The organism is Mycolicibacterium tusciae (genome assembly GCF_002086795.1).
GTDB lineage: Bacteria > Actinomycetota > Actinomycetes > Mycobacteriales > Mycobacteriaceae > Mycobacterium > Mycobacterium tusciae.
Window position 1 is genome coordinate 463,154 of record NZ_MVIM01000003.1, and the last position, 14,761, is coordinate 477,914.

Genomic DNA, 14,761 nt, shown 5'->3' on the forward strand with positions numbered 1-14,761 from the left:
AGTCGGGTAGTTCTACCGTTGAATCAGCCCGTTTAGGGCGGCCACAGGTATGCCTAGAGAGGAGTACCGATGAAAGGCCCGAAGGATCCCGTCGACCATGCGAGAACTACCCGTCCGCATGCCGGGGAGTCAATGAAAGACAACAAAATCATGCCGGGGCTCATCCTGATAGGAGTGGCCCTGGTGCTGTTCGTCTCTTGCCTGGCGGCATTCGCCACCAAGCATCATGACGTCGGACTGATGCTGGCTTCTTTGGCCGGCGTCGGATTCGTCGCCGGTGGCGGATGGCTGATGATCGAGCACCTGAGGGTGCGGCGAATCGAAGACCGTTGGTACGCAGAGCATCCCGATGCCCTGCGGCAGCGACCGAGCAGTTAAAGACGCCGCGACAGGAAAAGGCCCAGCCGACTGGCCGGGCCCTTTCTCCGTGCGTCTTGACGCTACTGCTCGGACTTCTGACGCTCCTCGGCTGCCTTGGCTCCGCCTCGTGCGGCTTCGGCCTCCGCTTCCTTCTTGGCGGCGTCCTGCTGGGCGTCGGCCTTGTCCTGCTGGGCCTTGCCTTCGCGGACCATGTCATCGCGGCCGGTCACCGTGCCGACGGCTTCCTTCGTCTTGCCCTTGACATCCTCAACGGCACCCTTGATGCCTTCTTCAGGGCCACTGTTCTTCTCAGTCATATGCTGCCTTTCCGCTAGCTAGTGGAATCGGTCCAGCCCACTTCTTGAGCGTGGGGCCGCAGGGATTGCCCCGCGATCAAAGGGTTACCCGGGGCTGTGGACGCTAAACGCGATCGTCGTCGGGGTCGATGTCGACCGTTTCCAGCTGTTCCTGCCAGTCGGCGGCGGCGGCCTCGAGGGGCAACTCGCCGGGGGGCTCGGCAGCTGCTTCCTCATCCAGACCCGGTTCGCTCACCGGCCGTTGTTGGTCGGCGGCGTCGGCGTCGGGAACGTCGTAGGGGAGGTCTTGATCGTCGCGCATGATGCTCGACGATACTCCGTCCCGGATCCGAAAACGTTTTGGTGCTTGAGTTTTTGGTCTCGTACGGCCTTGGCGCTAGCTCTTTGCGACCTTGCGGATCAGGCGTGCGGTGCTGCGGTCCAGAAGCTCTTGCCGCTTGGCTGGGGCTCGGGTCTTCGCGGCGCGCTTGGCGGCGGCCACGATAGTCAGGCCGGATTCATAACCCTCGACGACGCGGGGATCCACGTACGAGCGGCGCGCCACGGCTGGGGTATTGCCAAGTTCCTCGGCGACCTCCTTCATGACGGCCGATTCCACGCGCTTGATCACGGACTTGTTCTCCGGCGGATCGGCGTCGACGAATGCCGCCGCCGCCAGCACCGTGCCGTGCCATGTGCGTAGATCCTTGACCGTGTACTCGTCGCCGACCAGTTCCTTGAACCGGCTGTTGAGATCGTCGGCGTGCAGGTCGGTCCACCCGGAACCGTTGCGGCACACCAGTAACCGCTCACCCCGATGCGGTCTGCGTATCAGCGCGCGCACCGATCTGACGACCTCAGGATCCTCGATCAGCAGGGTGCGGCGAACCCCGCTCTTGGCCGGATAGTCGAACTCAACCGCGTCGCTCTGCAGCGTCACATGTTCGCAGAGCAACGTCGCAAGGCCGAAGGAGTTGTTCTCCTCGACGTACTGTTCTGACCCCGAACGGAAGTAGCCGAGGTCGAGCAATTGCAGCGCCAGAGCGATCACCCGGTCGCGGGTGAGCCCCCGGCCGCGCAAGTCCGACGCGATCTGGCGCCGCATGTCGGGCAGTGCCGCCGACATGTCCAGGGCCCGGTCGAATTTCTCCTCGTTCCGCTCCTGCTGCCACTTCTGGTGGTAGAGGTACTGGCGTCGGCCGGCGGCGTCTGTTCCCACCGCCTGGATGTGGCCGTTGGGATGAGGGCAGATCCACACCTTCTTCCAGGCCGGTGGGATGACAAGCCCTTTGATGCGGTCGAGCGTCGTGGTATCGGTGATCGACGCACCGTTGGCGTCGTAATAGGAGAACCCGCGGCCGCGCCGGACTCGGCGCAGTCCGGGGCCACGGAGTTCGCTACGACGCAGCCGCATGTTTGGCGGACGACCACGTGAGGGTAAGGGACCTGGACCATGGCGAATCACGAACCACGCTGGACAAGCTCATCTGCGGCATCACTGCATCATCGGCGCGAGGATGAGGAACGCCCCGGCATATATCGCCACCAAGATCAAGATCAACGCCAACAGGACCATTCCGGCAGTCACGATGATTCGGCGCAGTCCCCGGGTGCCGCCCGGGTCTGCGTCGTCGAGTCGGCTGTGCGACCCCGTGTGCTTCATGACCGGGGTTTACCCGGCTCGGGCGCATGCCACACTTTGGTACCGACTGCTTGCGGTAACGCCCGTGGTTAGCCGGGAGCGGACCTGGGGTAACCTCGCTTCGATATTGCCGGGAGGTCAAATGGCCGACGTTGCCAACACGAACGGGCACCTACGGAACGCCGGGTCGGTCGAGCTTCGGGTCGCCGCCACTCTGGAAAACCTTGCAGTGCTGCGCACGCTCGTGGCGGCGGTCGCCACATACGAGGATCTGGACTTCGACTCCGTCGCCGATCTGCGGTTGGCGGTCGACGAAGCGTGTACGCGCCTCATTCGCTGCGCGGTCCCCGATGCCACACTGCTGCTCGTCGTCGATCCGCGCGAAGATGCGGTTGTCATCCACGCGTCGGCGCCATGCAAGAGTCCCGACATCCTGGCCCCCGGCAGCTTCAGCTGGCACGTGCTGAGCTCCCTGACCGACGATGTACAGACTTTCCAGGACGGGCAGGGCCCTGAGGAAGGACAGGTCTTCGGGATCTCGATGACGACAAGGCGAGCGAGCTCGTTGCAGTGAGCCCTTCGACGTCACAGGGTTCGTCATCGCGATCGAACTCTGAGTACGCGGATGTCGCGGACATGTTTCGCGAGCTCGAGGGCGTACCCGAAGACAGCGCGGCCTTCCAGCGACAGCGAGACCGCATCGTGGAACGCTGCCTGCCTTTGGCCGACCACATCGCCCGTCGGTTCGATGGGCGCGGCGAGTCCCGCGACGATCTCGTCCAGGTCGCCCGTGTCGGTCTGGTGAACGCGGTGATCCGCTTCGATGTGAACGCCGGATCGGACTTCGTGTCGTTCGCGGTGCCGACGATCATGGGCGAGGTCCGGCGACACTTCCGGGACAACAGCTGGTCGGTCAAGGTGCCCCGGCGGCTCAAAGAGCTGCACCTGCGGCTGGGCGCCGCCACAGCTGAACTGTCTCAGCGACTCGGCCGCGCACCCACCGCCTCGGAACTGGCCATCGAACTGGAGATGGACCGCGACGAGGTCGTCGAGGGTCTGGTCGCAGGCAGCTCCTACAACACGCTGTCCATCGACAGCGGCGGTGGAGGTAACGAGGACGCGCCCGCGATCGCCGACACGATCGGCGACGTCGACCTGGGACTAGACCAGATCGAGAACCGGGAAGCGTTGCGGCCCTTGCTCGCAGCGTTGCCCGAGCGGGAACGAACGGTTCTGCTGCTGCGCTTCTTCGAATCGCTCACGCAGACCCAGATCGCCGAACGAGTAGGTATTTCGCAGATGCACGTGTCCCGGTTACTCGCGAAATCTCTAGCGCGGCTGCGGGACCAACTGCAGTAGGCGGGGCGGTTCTCCCTGAACCGCCGACAGAGCGGTGTCGACGCCGCCGAAGAACGGCAGAAGCGAATCGGGATCACAGATCTGCAGCAGCCGCGCGACCGCCGGGCTGGGTACTGAAGCCCAGGCGATGGATTCGCCGGCGCAGCGCACGTTGAGTGTGTGCAGCGCCGAAAAGCCGGATGTGCCAAAGAAATCGACGCCGCTCAGGTCGAGCACCAAGCGGTTGATGTGATCGCCGTGTCGCAGCGCGTAGTCCACGAGTGCCTGCGCGTTCGCCGCGTCGATCTCGCCGTGCGCGGTGACCACAGCGGTGTTCGGCGGTAGCGAACGGGTCGCGAAATGCGCCGAATGCGACTCGGCGTGCTCGATCAGGGCCTCCGGTGGTGTCGGAGCATCTTGGGTTGAGGTAGACATTGTGACTCCATCAGTGGTGAATACATCGATTCGTACTGTGGCTCACGTCAAATCTGGGCCCTGCGCTTTTGAAAGCCTGGCTGCAGGGCCACAGCCCTGCACGTCGATGACGTTTGCAGCTGGCTGTGATTTCAACCTGACTCGAACCCTACGCCACACGATTGGAAACGACAACGTGAATGACGCGGACGTCATAAGTCCAGTTCACAGCGGTGGACGCGGCGCCCGTTTGTCTGAAACGCCTGGTAGACCCACACTTGTCGACATGTCGACCACGGCCGCCGGTATTTTGCTCGCCGCTGGGGCGGGCGTGCGGTTCGGTATGCCGAAAGTGCGTGCTGTACAAGGTGAGTGGCTGAAATCAGCGGTGGCGGCCCTACATCACGGCGGGTGCGACGACGTAATAGTCGTGCTGGGCGCCGCGATCGTCGATGTGCCTGCTCCCGCCCGCGCCGTCATCGCGACTGACTGGTCAGACGGGTTGTCGGCATCGTTGCGTACGGGTCTGTCGGCCGTGGCGGCCGACTTCGCGGTGCTGCACACCGTCGACACCCCCGACGTAGGCGCCGAAGTGGTGGACCGGGTGCTGGCCGCAGCGCGATCATCGACGTCGGGCCTCGCGCGCGCGTACTTCGGCGACACGCCCGGCCACCCCGTCGTCGTCGCCAACCGGCACTGGACCGAACTACTCCGAGGACTGCGCGGCGACGAGGGCGCGCGCACGTTTCTCTCAGCACGCTCAGATGTCGTCGAGGTGGACTGCGCCGACCTGGCGACCGGCCGCGACATCGATACCCCGTGATCAGCCGCCGATCGGATCAGTGATCGTCAGCCCCAGCATCGCCGTCGCGAAGCGTCGCACCGCCTGCTCGGCAACCGCGACGGCGTCGTCGTGGCCGTCGCGCGCTCTGGTCCGCAGAGTGCGGGCCACCGGATCGATACTCACCTCGGCCAACATCTCACCCGTCGTCGGTTCGCAGACCGCCCACGTGTATCCGGTGTCGGAGGCCCATCGCGCCGTACAGCGCGCCACGTAGCCAGGATCGGACTCGCCCATTGCGGCGAGCGCGGGACGGTCGTCCATCAACTCGTCCGCACGCAGTGCGCGCAAATACCAAGCGCCGGCGTTAATCTCCACGGGCTCCACCCGTCGATGGTAGGCATGGCCTATGAGGATCACAGTGATCGGTGCGAGCGGTCTGATCGGCACCAAGGTGGTGGCCCTACTCGAGGCTGACGGGCACGAGGTCGTCGCGGCATCGCGTGGATCTGGTGTCGACGTCCTCAGCGGCGACGGGCTCGGCGAGGCGCTGGCGGGGGCCGACGCGCTCGTCGATGTCACGAATTCTCCGTCGTTCGAAGACGGGCCGGTGTTGGAGTTCTTCACCAAGGCGACGGCGAATGTGGCGGCGGCCGCGAAGAACGCCGGGGTCGGACACTATGTTGTGCTGTCGATCGTCGGTGTGGACGGTCTTCCGCTCAGCGGGTACATGCGGGCCAAGGTCGCGCAGGAGAAGCTGCTCAGTCAATCCGGAATGCCCTACACCATCGTGCGCGCCACGCAGTTCGCCGAGTTCACCGACGCCATCACCGGATCGATGACCGTCGGCGACGAGGTACGCGTTCCCGATGCGCTGATTCAGCCCATCCCGGCGGACAGGGTCGCCTCCGATGTCGCGCGCGCCGCCGTCGCCGGACCGCTGAACGGTGTCGTGAACATCGGTGGGCCGCAGAAGATCCCGTTTGAGCAGATGGCCCGCGACACGTTGGCCCGGCAGGGCGACGACACCAAGACCGTCGTCGTCGACCCCGAGGCCGGCTACTTCGGCACGCCACTACAGCGCAACAGCCTCGTCACGCCCGATTAGCTCGATTCGGGTGAGGCCTACTTGATCTCGGCGAGCACCGTGCCCTGCGTGACGGCCGCACCGGGCTCGACCGCGAGGCCGGTGATGACGCCGTCCTTGTGCGCGGTGACCGGGTTCTCCATCTTCATCGCCTCGAGAACCACGACGAGATCGCCGGAAGCAACCTCCTGACCCTCTTCGACAGCCACCTTGACCACAGTGCCCTGCATCGGTGCCGTCACCGAATCGCCGGATGCCGCCGCGCCGCCGGACGAACCGCGCTTGCGTGCCTTGGGCTTCTTGCGGACGACGCCGCCGCCCGCGGGCGCACCACCGCCGCCGCCGATGGCCAGATCACCGGGCAGCGACACCTCGATGCGCCGGCCTCCCACCTCGACGACGACCGACTGCCGCGGAATGGTGTCTTCCTCTTCGATCGCTTCACCGCCGGTGAAGGGTTCGACGGTGTTGTCCCACTCGGTTTCGATCCACCGGGTGTGCACGTCGAACTTCTCGCCGTCTCCGATGAACGCCGGGTCGGACACCACGGCGCGGTGGAACGGAATGACCGTCGCCAGGCCCTCGACATGGAACTCGGCCAGCGCGCGGCGCGAGCGGGCCAGCGCCTCCTCGCGGGTGGCGCCGGACACGATCAGCTTCGACAGCATCGAGTCGAACTGGCCGCCGATCACCGAACCGGCCTCGACGCCGGAGTCCAGCCGCACACCGGGACCGGTGGGGATGTCGTAGCGGGTGACCGGGCCGGGCGCTGGCAGAAAGCCGCGGCCAGCGTCCTCGCCGTTGATGCGGAACTCGAACGCGTGCCCGCGCGGCGTCGGATCCTCGGTGATGTCCAATGCCTCGCCGTTGGCGATCTTGAACTGCTGCAGGACCAGGTCGATGCCCGCGGTCTCCTCGGTGACCGGATGCTCGACCTGCAGGCGGGTGTTCACCTCGAGGAATGAGATCAGCCCGTCCTGGCCGACGAGGTATTCGACGGTGCCTGCGCCGTAGTAGCCGGCCTCCTTGCAGATGCGCTTGGCGGACTCGTGAATCTCCTTGCGCTGTGCGTCGGTCAGGAACGGCGCGGGCGCCTCCTCGACGAGCTTCTGGAAGCGGCGCTGCAGCGAGCAGTCGCGGGTGCCTGCGACGACGACGTTGCCGTGCGTGTCGGCGATGACTTGAGCCTCGACGTGGCGCGGCTTGTCCAGGTAGCGCTCGACGAAGCACTCACCGCGGCCGAACGCCGCGACGGCCTCACGGGTGGCCGACTCGAACAACTCCGGGATCTCTTCGATCGTGCGGGCGACCTTCATGCCGCGGCCGCCGCCGCCGAACGCCGCCTTGATGGCCACCGGTACGCCGTACTCCTCGGCGAACGCAACGACCTCGTCGGCGTCCTTGACTGGGTCGGGGGTTCCCGGAACCAGCGGCGCCTCGGCGCGCGCGGCGATGTGCCGGGCGGTGACCTTGTCGCCGAGATCGCGGATGGACTGCGGGCTGGGCCCGATCCAGATCAAGCCGGCGTCGAGCACGGCCTGAGCGAAATCGGCGTTCTCCGAAAGGAATCCGTAGCCGGGATGGATGGCGTTCGCGCCGGATTTCTCGGCCGCCTCCAAAAGCTTTTCGAAGACGAGGTAGGACTCGGCTGAGGTCTGGCCGCCGAGTGCGAAGGCTTCATCGGCGAGCCGCACGTGAGGTGCGTCGGCGTCGGGTTCGGCGTACACGGCCACGCTTGCAAGCCCGGCGTCCTTGGCTGCCCGGATCACCCTGACCGCGATTTCCCCGCGATTGGCGACGAGCACCTTGGAGATCTTTGAGCTGGCGTGACTTGCCACTGCGCCTCCTGACGGCATGGATTTTAAGAAACGTCTTTAAGAATGTATCGGAGGCAGTTTAGGCGGCAGCACGACGCCCACGCCAAGCCGGTATCGGTTACTCCCGGGTAGCCCCATTCACTGTGCTCGGTTGCGCATCAATTGATCGGCGCTGGTTCGCCGTTTGCGCTTGGCGTCGCGCCGCGCCCTCACCGCTCGAACGAGCGAGCCCTCCCGTCCATAGGGATGGCCGTACTGCAGCACTAGCGTCACTCGCAGAGTGTCGTTGGCCCAGGGCAGCACGGCGTGAAGCGCGCGGTATCCCCTGAAGAGGTACGCATCGCCGGGCCTGAGCGGGATGGTGAATGCGGACGGATCGCCCTGATAGCGGCGGCGCATCCGGCGCCCGTATATCTGTTTGTGCACGAGCAGTCGCTCGGCCGCGCTCAGCGCGGCCCAACGGCGGTGCGGGCGATGGTCGGGGAATATCGCCACCTGACCCGCCCCGTCGGCGGGAACGACGATCGGAACAAGCATGGTCACCGCATTCGCGTCGTAATGCCAGTCGAACGGCGGGGTGTCCGCGTCCGAACCGTCGAGTATGCGAAGGACTCGCTGCTGATAGCCCGCGTAATCCGATTCCGATTCGGGGAACGACGTCAGCGAATGCAGAAAGGCTTCGACGCGCTGGTCCTCGGCCAGTGCCGCGATGGTCGGGCACTCCCAGGAGTCCCCGTAGACCAAGCTGTGCTCACGCCACCCGTGGCGAGCAAGGTAGTCGTTCACCTCGGTGCGCGCCGCGCTGAGCCACTCCGTCGGGATGACGCCCTCGAGTGTGACGAGTCCGTGCCGGTGAAGGTCAGCCTGGGCGTGGTCGACGCGGCTCGGCAGGCTCACCGCTACCGCAGTATTGAGGCGCTGACCGTCCGCTTCGATCACCGCAGAGTCATACCCGGAAGGTCGTGGCTCTATTCGCTGTTGGTCGCCGCACACAGATCGCCGACCGGTGTGGACAGGCTCATCGTCGGGTGTGACTATCTCAGCCGCTTCTTGATGCGGGCGAGCATCGCGGACATGCCACGCAGTCGCAATGGGCTGATCAGCGCGGCCAGGCCGAGTTCGCTGTAGAAGTCGTCGGGTACCGCGAGGATGTCATCGGCGGGCTGTGAGTCGAGTCCGGCCGCCAGGATCGCCGCGAAACCACGCGTGGTCGGCGCCTCCGCGGGGGCGCTGAAATACAGCCGGACGTTGTCCCGGTCGGCGGCGTCGACGTGGAGGAACAGCGGTGACTGACATTCGGGCACCGGCTCCATGGCCGCCTCTTCCAGTTCGGCGGGCAGCGGCGGCAGTTCACCCGCGAACTCCAGTAGCAGCTGCAGCTTGTCCTGGCCCTGCATCTCCTTGAAGTCGGACACCACCTCGGCCAGCGCGGTGGGCATTGGGCGGGGTGGTGGGACGACCGAAGTCATGTCGCTTCGCCAGGCTCTTCCCCGACGGCCACGGGCACCCGCACCGCGTTGCCCCACTCGGTCCAGGAGCCGTCGTAATTACGCACGCCTTCGCGGCCCAGCAGATGCGTCAGCACGAACCAGGTGTGGCTGCTTCGCTCGCCGATGCGGCAGTACACGACGGTTTTGTCGTCGTCGGACAGGAAGCCGTACAGCTCGTCGAGTTCAGCGCGGGTGCGGAACTGGCCGTTGTCCCTGGCCGCCTTGGCCCACGGGATCGACCGTGCGGTCGGGATGTGCCCGCCGCGCAGCGCGCCCTCCTCGGGGTAGTCGGGCATGTGGGTGCGCTCCCCGGTGTACTCCTGCGGTGAGCGGACGTCGATCAGCGGCTGCGAGCCGATGATCTCCAGCACGTCCTCCTTGAACGCGCGGATCGGCGCGTCGTTGCGTTCGACGACGGGGTAACCCGTGGTCTGTTTGGACGGTACGTCCAGGTTCGTGTCGCGGCCGTCGGAGATCCACAGGTCGCGTCCACCATCGAGCAGGCGCACGTCGGGGTGGCCGAACAGCGTGAACACCCACAGGGCGTAGGCGGCCCACCAGTTGCTCTTGTCGCCGTAGATGACGACGGTGTCGTCGCGGGAGATGCCCTTGCGGTTCATCAGCTCGGCGAACTGGGCGCCGTCGATGTAGTCGCGGACCGTCGGGTCGTTGAGGTCGGTGTGCCAGTCGATCTTCACCGCGCCGGGGATGTGGCCGGTGTCGTAGAGCAGCACGTCCTCGTCGGATTCGACGATGGCCAGACCGGGCCTACCTAGGTTGCCCGACAACCAATCGGGGGTGACCAGGCGTTCCGGGTCGGCGTACTCGGCCAGGGCGGGGGCGGGATCGGCGGGTAGCGGCACAACTGCGAGCCTACCCACGCACCGGATCAGCGCAGCGGGTTGGCGGACCAGAGTTCTGCGATCGACAGGCCCCCGTCGGCGAGCAGTCGACGGATCAGCGGCAGTCCGATGCCGATCACCGAGGACGGGTCGCCGTCGACACCGTCGACGAACCAGCCGCCCAGGCCGTCGAGCGTGAATCCACCCGCCACCGCCGCGGGCTCGCCGCTGTCGACATAGGCATCCAGATCCGCCGTGGACGGGTTGCCGAACCGCACCGTGGTCACCGTGGCGTCGGCACCGCGCCACGCTATTGCGTTGTCCCGCAACCGAATCACGCTATGGCCGGTGTAGAGCTCGCCCGAAGTCCCCGCCATCTGCTGCCAGCCGACGCGCGCCGCGTCGGCGGTGGTGGGCTTACCGCGCAATGCCCCATCGTGGTACAGCATCGAATCACAGCCGATGACAACGCAGTCGGCTGCGACGCCGGCATCCAGGACCCCGACGACGGCTTCCGCCTTCGCGGCGGCCAGCGTGGTGGTCACGTCGGCTGGGGTGGCCGACGGTTCCAGACGGGCAATGGCGGCGTCCTCGTCGACACCGGAGACGATGACAAGTGGGTCGATTCCCGCCTGGCGCAACACCTTACGGCGGCCGGGCGATGCCGACGCGAGAACGAATCGCGTCATCGATGGCGCATGTGCGTCCGTTGCTGAAGGGTCACCTTCTGCCAGCTGAAGAACGAATAGCGCAGCCGGTCGACCGGATGGCCCCACAGGTTCTCTTCCTGCTCCCGCGGCTCGGCGGGAGTACCCGAAGCGGCGGCGAGCACGGCGATGACCGCGCCGATCTCCTCATCGGTCGGCTTGCCCTTCACGACCTGGATGGGCGCTTCGTGGTGTTGCGGTTCCTCGCTCACAGTCTCGTCCCCGCTCACAGACCCGCTCACAGTGGAATGTTTCCGTGCTTCTTCGGCGGCACCTGCGTGATCTTGCGTTCGAGCAGGCGCAGGGCCGTTGCGACGTAGCCGCGGGTGTGCGACGGCGGGATCACCGCGTCCACATAGCCACGCTCGGCGGCGATGTACGGATTGACGAGGGTGTCCTCGTACGTCTGCTGCAGCTCCAAGCGAAGCGCGTCGACGTCCTGACCCTCCTTGGCCGCCTTGGCCAACTCCTGGCGGTATACGAACCCGACCGCGCCGGCGGCGCCCATGACCGCGATCTGCGCGCTCGGCCACGCGACGTTCACGTCGGCGCCCATCTCCTTCGAACCCATGACGCAGTACGCGCCGCCGTAGGCCTTGCGGGTGATGACGGTGATCTTGGCGACGGTCGCCTCGCCATAGGCGTACAGCAGCTTCGCGCCGCGGCGGATGATGCCGTTGTATTCCTGGTCGGTGCCCGGCAGGAAGCCCGGCACATCGACCAGCATCACGATCGGCACGTTGAAGCAGTCGCAGGTGCGGATGAACCGCGCCGCCTTTTCCGAGGCGTTGATGTCCAGGCAGCCCGCGAACTGGGTCGGCTGATTGGCGACGATGCCGACCGGTCGGCCTTCGATGCGGCCGAACCCGACCAGAATGTTCCCGGCATAGCCGGCCTGTACCTCGAGGAATTCGTCGTCATCGAGGATGCGGGTGATGACTTCGTGCATGTCGTAGGGCTGGTTCGGCGAATCGGGGATCAGGGTGTCCAGTTCGAGGTCCTCGTCGGTGAGGTTGTCCTCGATCGCGCCCTCCGGCACCGCGGCCGGGTAGCGCGGCGGGTCGGCGTAGTTGTTGGCGGGCAGGTACGACAGCAGCTCGCGGACGTAGTCGAAGGCGTCCTGCTCGCCGGTCGCCACGTAGTGCGCAGTGCCCGACTTGGCCATGTGCGTGTGTGCGCCGCCGAGTTCCTCCATCGTGACGTCCTCACCGGTGACCGTCTTGATGACGTCTGGTCCGGTGATGAACATCTGGCTGGTCTGGTCGACCATGACGACGAAGTCGGTCAGCGCGGGGGAATACACGTGGCCGCCCGCTGCGGCGCCCATGATCAACGAGATCTGCGGGATCACGCCGGACGCCATGATGTTGTTGTGGAAGATCTTGCTGTACAGGCCAAGTGACACCACGCCCTCTTGGATTCGCGCGCCCGCGCCGTCGTTGATGCCGATGAGCGGCCGGCCCGTCTTGATCGCGAGGTCCTGCACCTTGACGATCTTTTCGCCGTAGACCTCGCCGAGGCTGCCGCCGAAGACCGAGACGTCCTGGCTGAAGATGCAGATCTCGCGGCCGTCGATGGTGCCGTAACCAGTCACCACGCCGTCGCCGAACGGGCGCTTCTCAGCCAGCCCGAAGTTCGTGCTGCGGTGCCGGGCCAACGCGTCGAGTTCGACGAACGAACCCTCGTCCAGCAGCGCCAGGATGCGTTCGCGGGCGGTCAGCTTGCCCTTGGCGTGGATCTTCTCGACCGCCGCCTCTCCGACCGGGTGCAGCGTCTCTTCGGTGCGCCTGCGAAGATCCGCCAGCTTGCCTGCGGTGGTGTGGATGTCGATCTCGTGCTCGCCCGCGGGCTCGACCGACTGATCGCTAACGCTCGTCATGAGCGTCGATGCTAACGAACCGCGTGAACGACGCGGACAGCGCGTCCTTAATATCTCCTTAAGCAGGCGTGCGCAGGGTCGCTTACGTTTGGCCGATGACTGCTGAGCGCGCTCCCCTGGACGAAACGACGTTGCGTGCCGCCATCGAAGGCGGCCCGGTGTGGCGGACGGTCGAAGTGGCGGCCGAGACCGGATCCACCAACTCCGACCTGATCGCGCGCGCCAACAGCGGCGCCGACATCGCGGGCGCTGTCCTGATCGCCGAACACCAGACCGCCGGCCGCGGCAGGCAGGGGCGCAGCTGGTCGGCGGCGCGGTACGCCCAGATCACGCTGTCGGTGGCGATCGATGCCGCCGCAGTGCCGACGGACGCCTGGGGCTGGCTTCCGCTGGCGACGGGGGTGGCCATCGTCGACACCGTGACCGGCATCGGCGTCGACGCCGGATTGAAGTGGCCCAACGACGTGCTCGCCGGTGGCGGCAAGCTGGCGGGAATCCTCGCCGAGGTCGCCGCCGAGCAACGGGTGGTCGTCGTCGGCATCGGTCTCAACGTGTCACTGCGTGGTGACGAGGTGGGCGTGGACGGTGTGACATCCCTCGTCGGGCTCGGCGTCGCCGCACCGGATCGTGGCGAACTCATCGTTCGGCTGTTGACGGAGTTGGGCCGTCGCGTCGATGCCTGGCGCAGTGCCGGCGGCGCGGACCCGGAACTGATCGCCGACTACCAGGCCCGCAGCCTGACCCTCGGGATGCCGGTCCGCGCGATCCTCCCCGGTGACCGCGAGATCGTCGGGGTGGCCCGCGATGTCGACGACCAGGGCCGGCTCTCGATCGACACCGACGGGCAGACGACGACGGTCGCCGCAGGTGACATCGTCCACTTGCGACCCGCGGGCACCTGATCCGGAATAGGGTCTTCGCTCATGGGATATCCGGAGAAGGTGCTCGCCAAAGACGAGCATGTGGTGCTGCACCGCCATCCGCATTGGAAGCGTCTGATCGGCCCCATCTTGATCCTGTTGGTGATCACTGCGGTCGCGACGTTCGCGGCGGGCTACGTCAACACCACCAATTGGGATCCCACCGCCCGCAACGTCGTGATGATCGTGATCGCGGTCGTGTGGGCGGTCATCGTCATCTGGCTGACGATCTGGCCGTTCCTCAATTGGTGGACGACCCATTTCGTCATCACCGACCGCAGGGTGATGTTCCGGCACGGGCTGCTGACCCGCTCAGGCATCGACATTCCACTGGCCCGGATCAACAGCGTGGAATTCCGCCACGGCGTGCTCGATCGCATGCTGAGAACCGGCACGCTGATCATCGAGTCAGCTTCTCAGGATCCGCTGGAGTTCTCCGACATTCCGCGAGTGGAAGAGGTCCACTCGCTGCTGTATCACGAAGTCTTCGACACCCTGGGCTCGGAGGAATCGCCGAGCTGAGCCAGCCGCCGCGCGCGGCGGGTCGGCCTGCGCAGCGGTGTCACGTTGCCGTCCGCGGCGTCGGGGTGCAGAGCCGGGTCGCGCACATCCTCCACGGCCTCGGCGATACCGCCCCCGGTGAGCGTGGCCTCCAGTGCCTTGTCCGGGTTGCGCCCGAACTCGTCGGGGAACACGAAACGCCTGAACGCCCAGAATCGGAAGGCCATCTGCAGCAGGTTGCCGATGACGTAGGCGGCGACGAAGTCGGAGATGTTCTCGACCGTCAGGCTGACTTCGGGGACACGCAGCATCAGTACGTAGCTGGAGAACCACAGCGGCGCCATCGACAGCAGCACACCGACGCCGCTGAACGCGAAGAACATCAGCGCCTCGTGGTGCCGTTCGCGGCCGCCGCGGTCGCGGAAACTCCATTCGCGGTTGAGGATGTACGACGCGATCACCGCGACGACGCCGGCGATGATCTTCGCCGTCACAGGCTTGGGCTCCAGCACCGTGAGCTTCAGCGTGAAGAAGACCGTCGAATCGATGACGAAGGTGGTGGCGCCGACGATCGCGAACTTGATGAGCTCGTGGTGCCGTTCGAAGTACGGCCGGATCGGGCGTGGAAGCCGCGCGATCGTGGCATCGGTGAAGGACACAACAGGGCAGTGTACGGAAATTGACCAA

Annotated in this window: 21 protein-coding genes; 7 read left to right on the forward strand and 14 right to left on the reverse strand. The window is 66.0% G+C overall.

Annotated elements, in window-relative coordinates; genetic code table 11:
• Nucleotides 1–69: 69 nt before the first annotated feature.
• Nucleotides 70–378: a protein UsfY gene (usfY, locus tag BST47_RS08135; RefSeq protein WP_083124974.1), complete on the forward strand. Its 309-nt coding sequence runs from the start codon at nucleotides 70–72 to the stop codon at nucleotides 376–378.
• Between the two features lie 62 nt (nucleotides 379–440).
• Here the strand turns inward: usfY and mbp1 are convergent, their stop codons facing one another.
• The 4 genes from mbp1 to BST47_RS30645 form a co-directional block, all read right to left on the reverse strand.
• Nucleotides 441–677, reverse strand: coding sequence for a microaggregate-binding protein 1 (gene mbp1 / locus BST47_RS08140; RefSeq protein ID WP_083124975.1), 237 nt, complete (start codon nucleotides 675–677; stop codon nucleotides 441–443).
• Nucleotides 678–780: 103 nt separating this feature from the next.
• Entirely contained in the window at nucleotides 781–978 is a 198-nt protein-coding gene (locus BST47_RS08145; protein WP_083124976.1) for a hypothetical protein, read from the reverse strand.
• 75 nt (nucleotides 979–1,053) lie between these two features.
• Entirely contained in the window at nucleotides 1,054–2,070 is a 1,017-nt protein-coding gene (locus tag BST47_RS08150) for a DNA topoisomerase IB (protein WP_083124977.1), read from the reverse strand.
• Nucleotides 2,071–2,151: 81 nt separating this feature from the next.
• A complete protein-coding gene (locus BST47_RS30645) occupies nucleotides 2,152–2,319 on the reverse strand; it encodes a hypothetical protein (RefSeq protein ID WP_165799760.1) in 168 nt (55 codons plus the stop codon).
• A 121-nt stretch (nucleotides 2,320–2,440) separates the two neighbouring features.
• Here BST47_RS30645 and BST47_RS08155 point away from each other — a divergent pair, with 121 nt between their 5' ends.
• Together BST47_RS08155 and BST47_RS08160 are read left to right on the forward strand one after the other, a co-directional pair.
• Nucleotides 2,441–2,872: an ATP-binding protein gene (locus BST47_RS08155; RefSeq protein ID WP_083124978.1), complete on the forward strand. Its 432-nt coding sequence runs from the start codon at nucleotides 2,441–2,443 to the stop codon at nucleotides 2,870–2,872.
• The gene (locus BST47_RS08160; RefSeq protein ID WP_083124979.1) at nucleotides 2,869–3,657 is read left to right on the forward strand and encodes an RNA polymerase sigma factor SigF; all 789 of its coding nucleotides are present in this window, start codon (nucleotides 2,869–2,871) and stop codon (nucleotides 3,655–3,657) included. The genes BST47_RS08155 and BST47_RS08160 overlap by 4 nt, the downstream gene beginning before the upstream one ends.
• Here BST47_RS08160 and BST47_RS08165 read toward each other — a convergent pair.
• A complete protein-coding gene (locus tag BST47_RS08165) occupies nucleotides 3,628–4,071 on the reverse strand; it encodes an STAS domain-containing protein (protein ID WP_083124980.1) in 444 nt (147 codons plus the stop codon). The two genes, BST47_RS08160 and BST47_RS08165, sit on opposite strands and share 30 nt — an antisense overlap.
• A 265-nt stretch (nucleotides 4,072–4,336) precedes the next feature.
• Here BST47_RS08165 and BST47_RS08170 point away from each other — a divergent pair, with 265 nt between their 5' ends.
• Nucleotides 4,337–4,873: a nucleotidyltransferase family protein gene (locus tag BST47_RS08170; protein ID WP_083124981.1), complete on the forward strand. Its 537-nt coding sequence runs from the start codon at nucleotides 4,337–4,339 to the stop codon at nucleotides 4,871–4,873.
• On the opposite strand, the gene BST47_RS08175 is transcribed toward BST47_RS08170, so the two are convergent.
• Nucleotides 4,874–5,218 carry a hypothetical protein gene (locus BST47_RS08175; RefSeq protein ID WP_083124982.1) on the reverse strand — a complete coding sequence of 115 codons (345 nt, stop codon included), beginning with the start codon at nucleotides 5,216–5,218 and terminating at the stop codon, nucleotides 4,874–4,876.
• A 22-nt stretch (nucleotides 5,219–5,240) separates the two neighbouring features.
• On the opposite strand from BST47_RS08175, the gene BST47_RS08180 reads away from it, so the two are divergent.
• The gene (locus tag BST47_RS08180; RefSeq protein ID WP_083124983.1) at nucleotides 5,241–5,939 is read left to right on the forward strand and encodes an SDR family oxidoreductase; all 699 of its coding nucleotides are present in this window, start codon (nucleotides 5,241–5,243) and stop codon (nucleotides 5,937–5,939) included.
• 17 nt (nucleotides 5,940–5,956) lie between these two features.
• Here BST47_RS08180 and BST47_RS08185 read toward each other — a convergent pair whose 3' ends face one another.
• The 7 genes from BST47_RS08185 to BST47_RS08215 all read right to left on the reverse strand — a co-directional run bounded on the left by BST47_RS08185 (nucleotide 5,957) and on the right by BST47_RS08215 (nucleotide 12,653).
• Nucleotides 5,957–7,756 (reverse strand): acetyl/propionyl/methylcrotonyl-CoA carboxylase subunit alpha, encoded by a 1,800-nt coding sequence (locus tag BST47_RS08185; RefSeq protein ID WP_083125134.1) that lies wholly within the window; start codon nucleotides 7,754–7,756, stop codon nucleotides 5,957–5,959.
• Between the two features lie 117 nt (nucleotides 7,757–7,873).
• Nucleotides 7,874–8,674, reverse strand: a complete 801-nt coding sequence (locus BST47_RS08190) for a hypothetical protein (protein WP_133056205.1) — start codon at nucleotides 8,672–8,674, stop codon at nucleotides 7,874–7,876.
• Between the two features lie 95 nt (nucleotides 8,675–8,769).
• On the reverse strand, nucleotides 8,770–9,174 hold the full coding sequence (locus tag BST47_RS08195; RefSeq protein ID WP_083124985.1) for a SufE family protein: 405 nt from the start codon (nucleotides 9,172–9,174) through the stop codon (nucleotides 8,770–8,772).
• A gap of 26 nt (nucleotides 9,175–9,200) precedes the next feature.
• Nucleotides 9,201–10,088 (reverse strand): sulfurtransferase, encoded by an 888-nt coding sequence (locus BST47_RS08200; RefSeq protein ID WP_083124986.1) that lies wholly within the window; start codon nucleotides 10,086–10,088, stop codon nucleotides 9,201–9,203.
• Between the two features lie 26 nt (nucleotides 10,089–10,114).
• Nucleotides 10,115–10,756, reverse strand: coding sequence for a Maf family protein (locus tag BST47_RS08205; protein ID WP_083124987.1), 642 nt, complete (start codon nucleotides 10,754–10,756; stop codon nucleotides 10,115–10,117).
• Nucleotides 10,753–10,986, reverse strand: a complete 234-nt coding sequence (locus BST47_RS08210) for an acyl-CoA carboxylase subunit epsilon (RefSeq protein WP_234809614.1) — start codon at nucleotides 10,984–10,986, stop codon at nucleotides 10,753–10,755. The genes BST47_RS08205 and BST47_RS08210 overlap by 4 nt, the downstream gene beginning before the upstream one ends.
• A 26-nt stretch (nucleotides 10,987–11,012) precedes the next feature.
• The gene (locus tag BST47_RS08215; protein ID WP_083124989.1) at nucleotides 11,013–12,653 is read right to left on the reverse strand and encodes an acyl-CoA carboxylase subunit beta; all 1,641 of its coding nucleotides are present in this window, start codon (nucleotides 12,651–12,653) and stop codon (nucleotides 11,013–11,015) included.
• A gap of 95 nt (nucleotides 12,654–12,748) precedes the next feature.
• Between BST47_RS08215 and BST47_RS08220 the strand changes: the two genes are divergently transcribed.
• Complete coding sequence (locus tag BST47_RS08220; protein WP_083124990.1) at nucleotides 12,749–13,555, forward strand: biotin--[acetyl-CoA-carboxylase] ligase; 807 nt, start codon at nucleotides 12,749–12,751, stop codon at nucleotides 13,553–13,555.
• Nucleotides 13,556–13,576: 21 nt separating this feature from the next.
• Entirely contained in the window at nucleotides 13,577–14,095 is a 519-nt protein-coding gene (locus BST47_RS08225; RefSeq protein WP_083124991.1) for a PH domain-containing protein, read from the forward strand.
• Here BST47_RS08225 and BST47_RS08230 read toward each other — a convergent pair.
• Nucleotides 14,050–14,733, reverse strand: coding sequence for a GtrA family protein (locus BST47_RS08230; RefSeq protein WP_083124992.1), 684 nt, complete (start codon nucleotides 14,731–14,733; stop codon nucleotides 14,050–14,052). The two genes, BST47_RS08225 and BST47_RS08230, sit on opposite strands and share 46 nt — an antisense overlap.
• Between the last annotated feature and the right edge of the window lie 28 nt (nucleotides 14,734–14,761).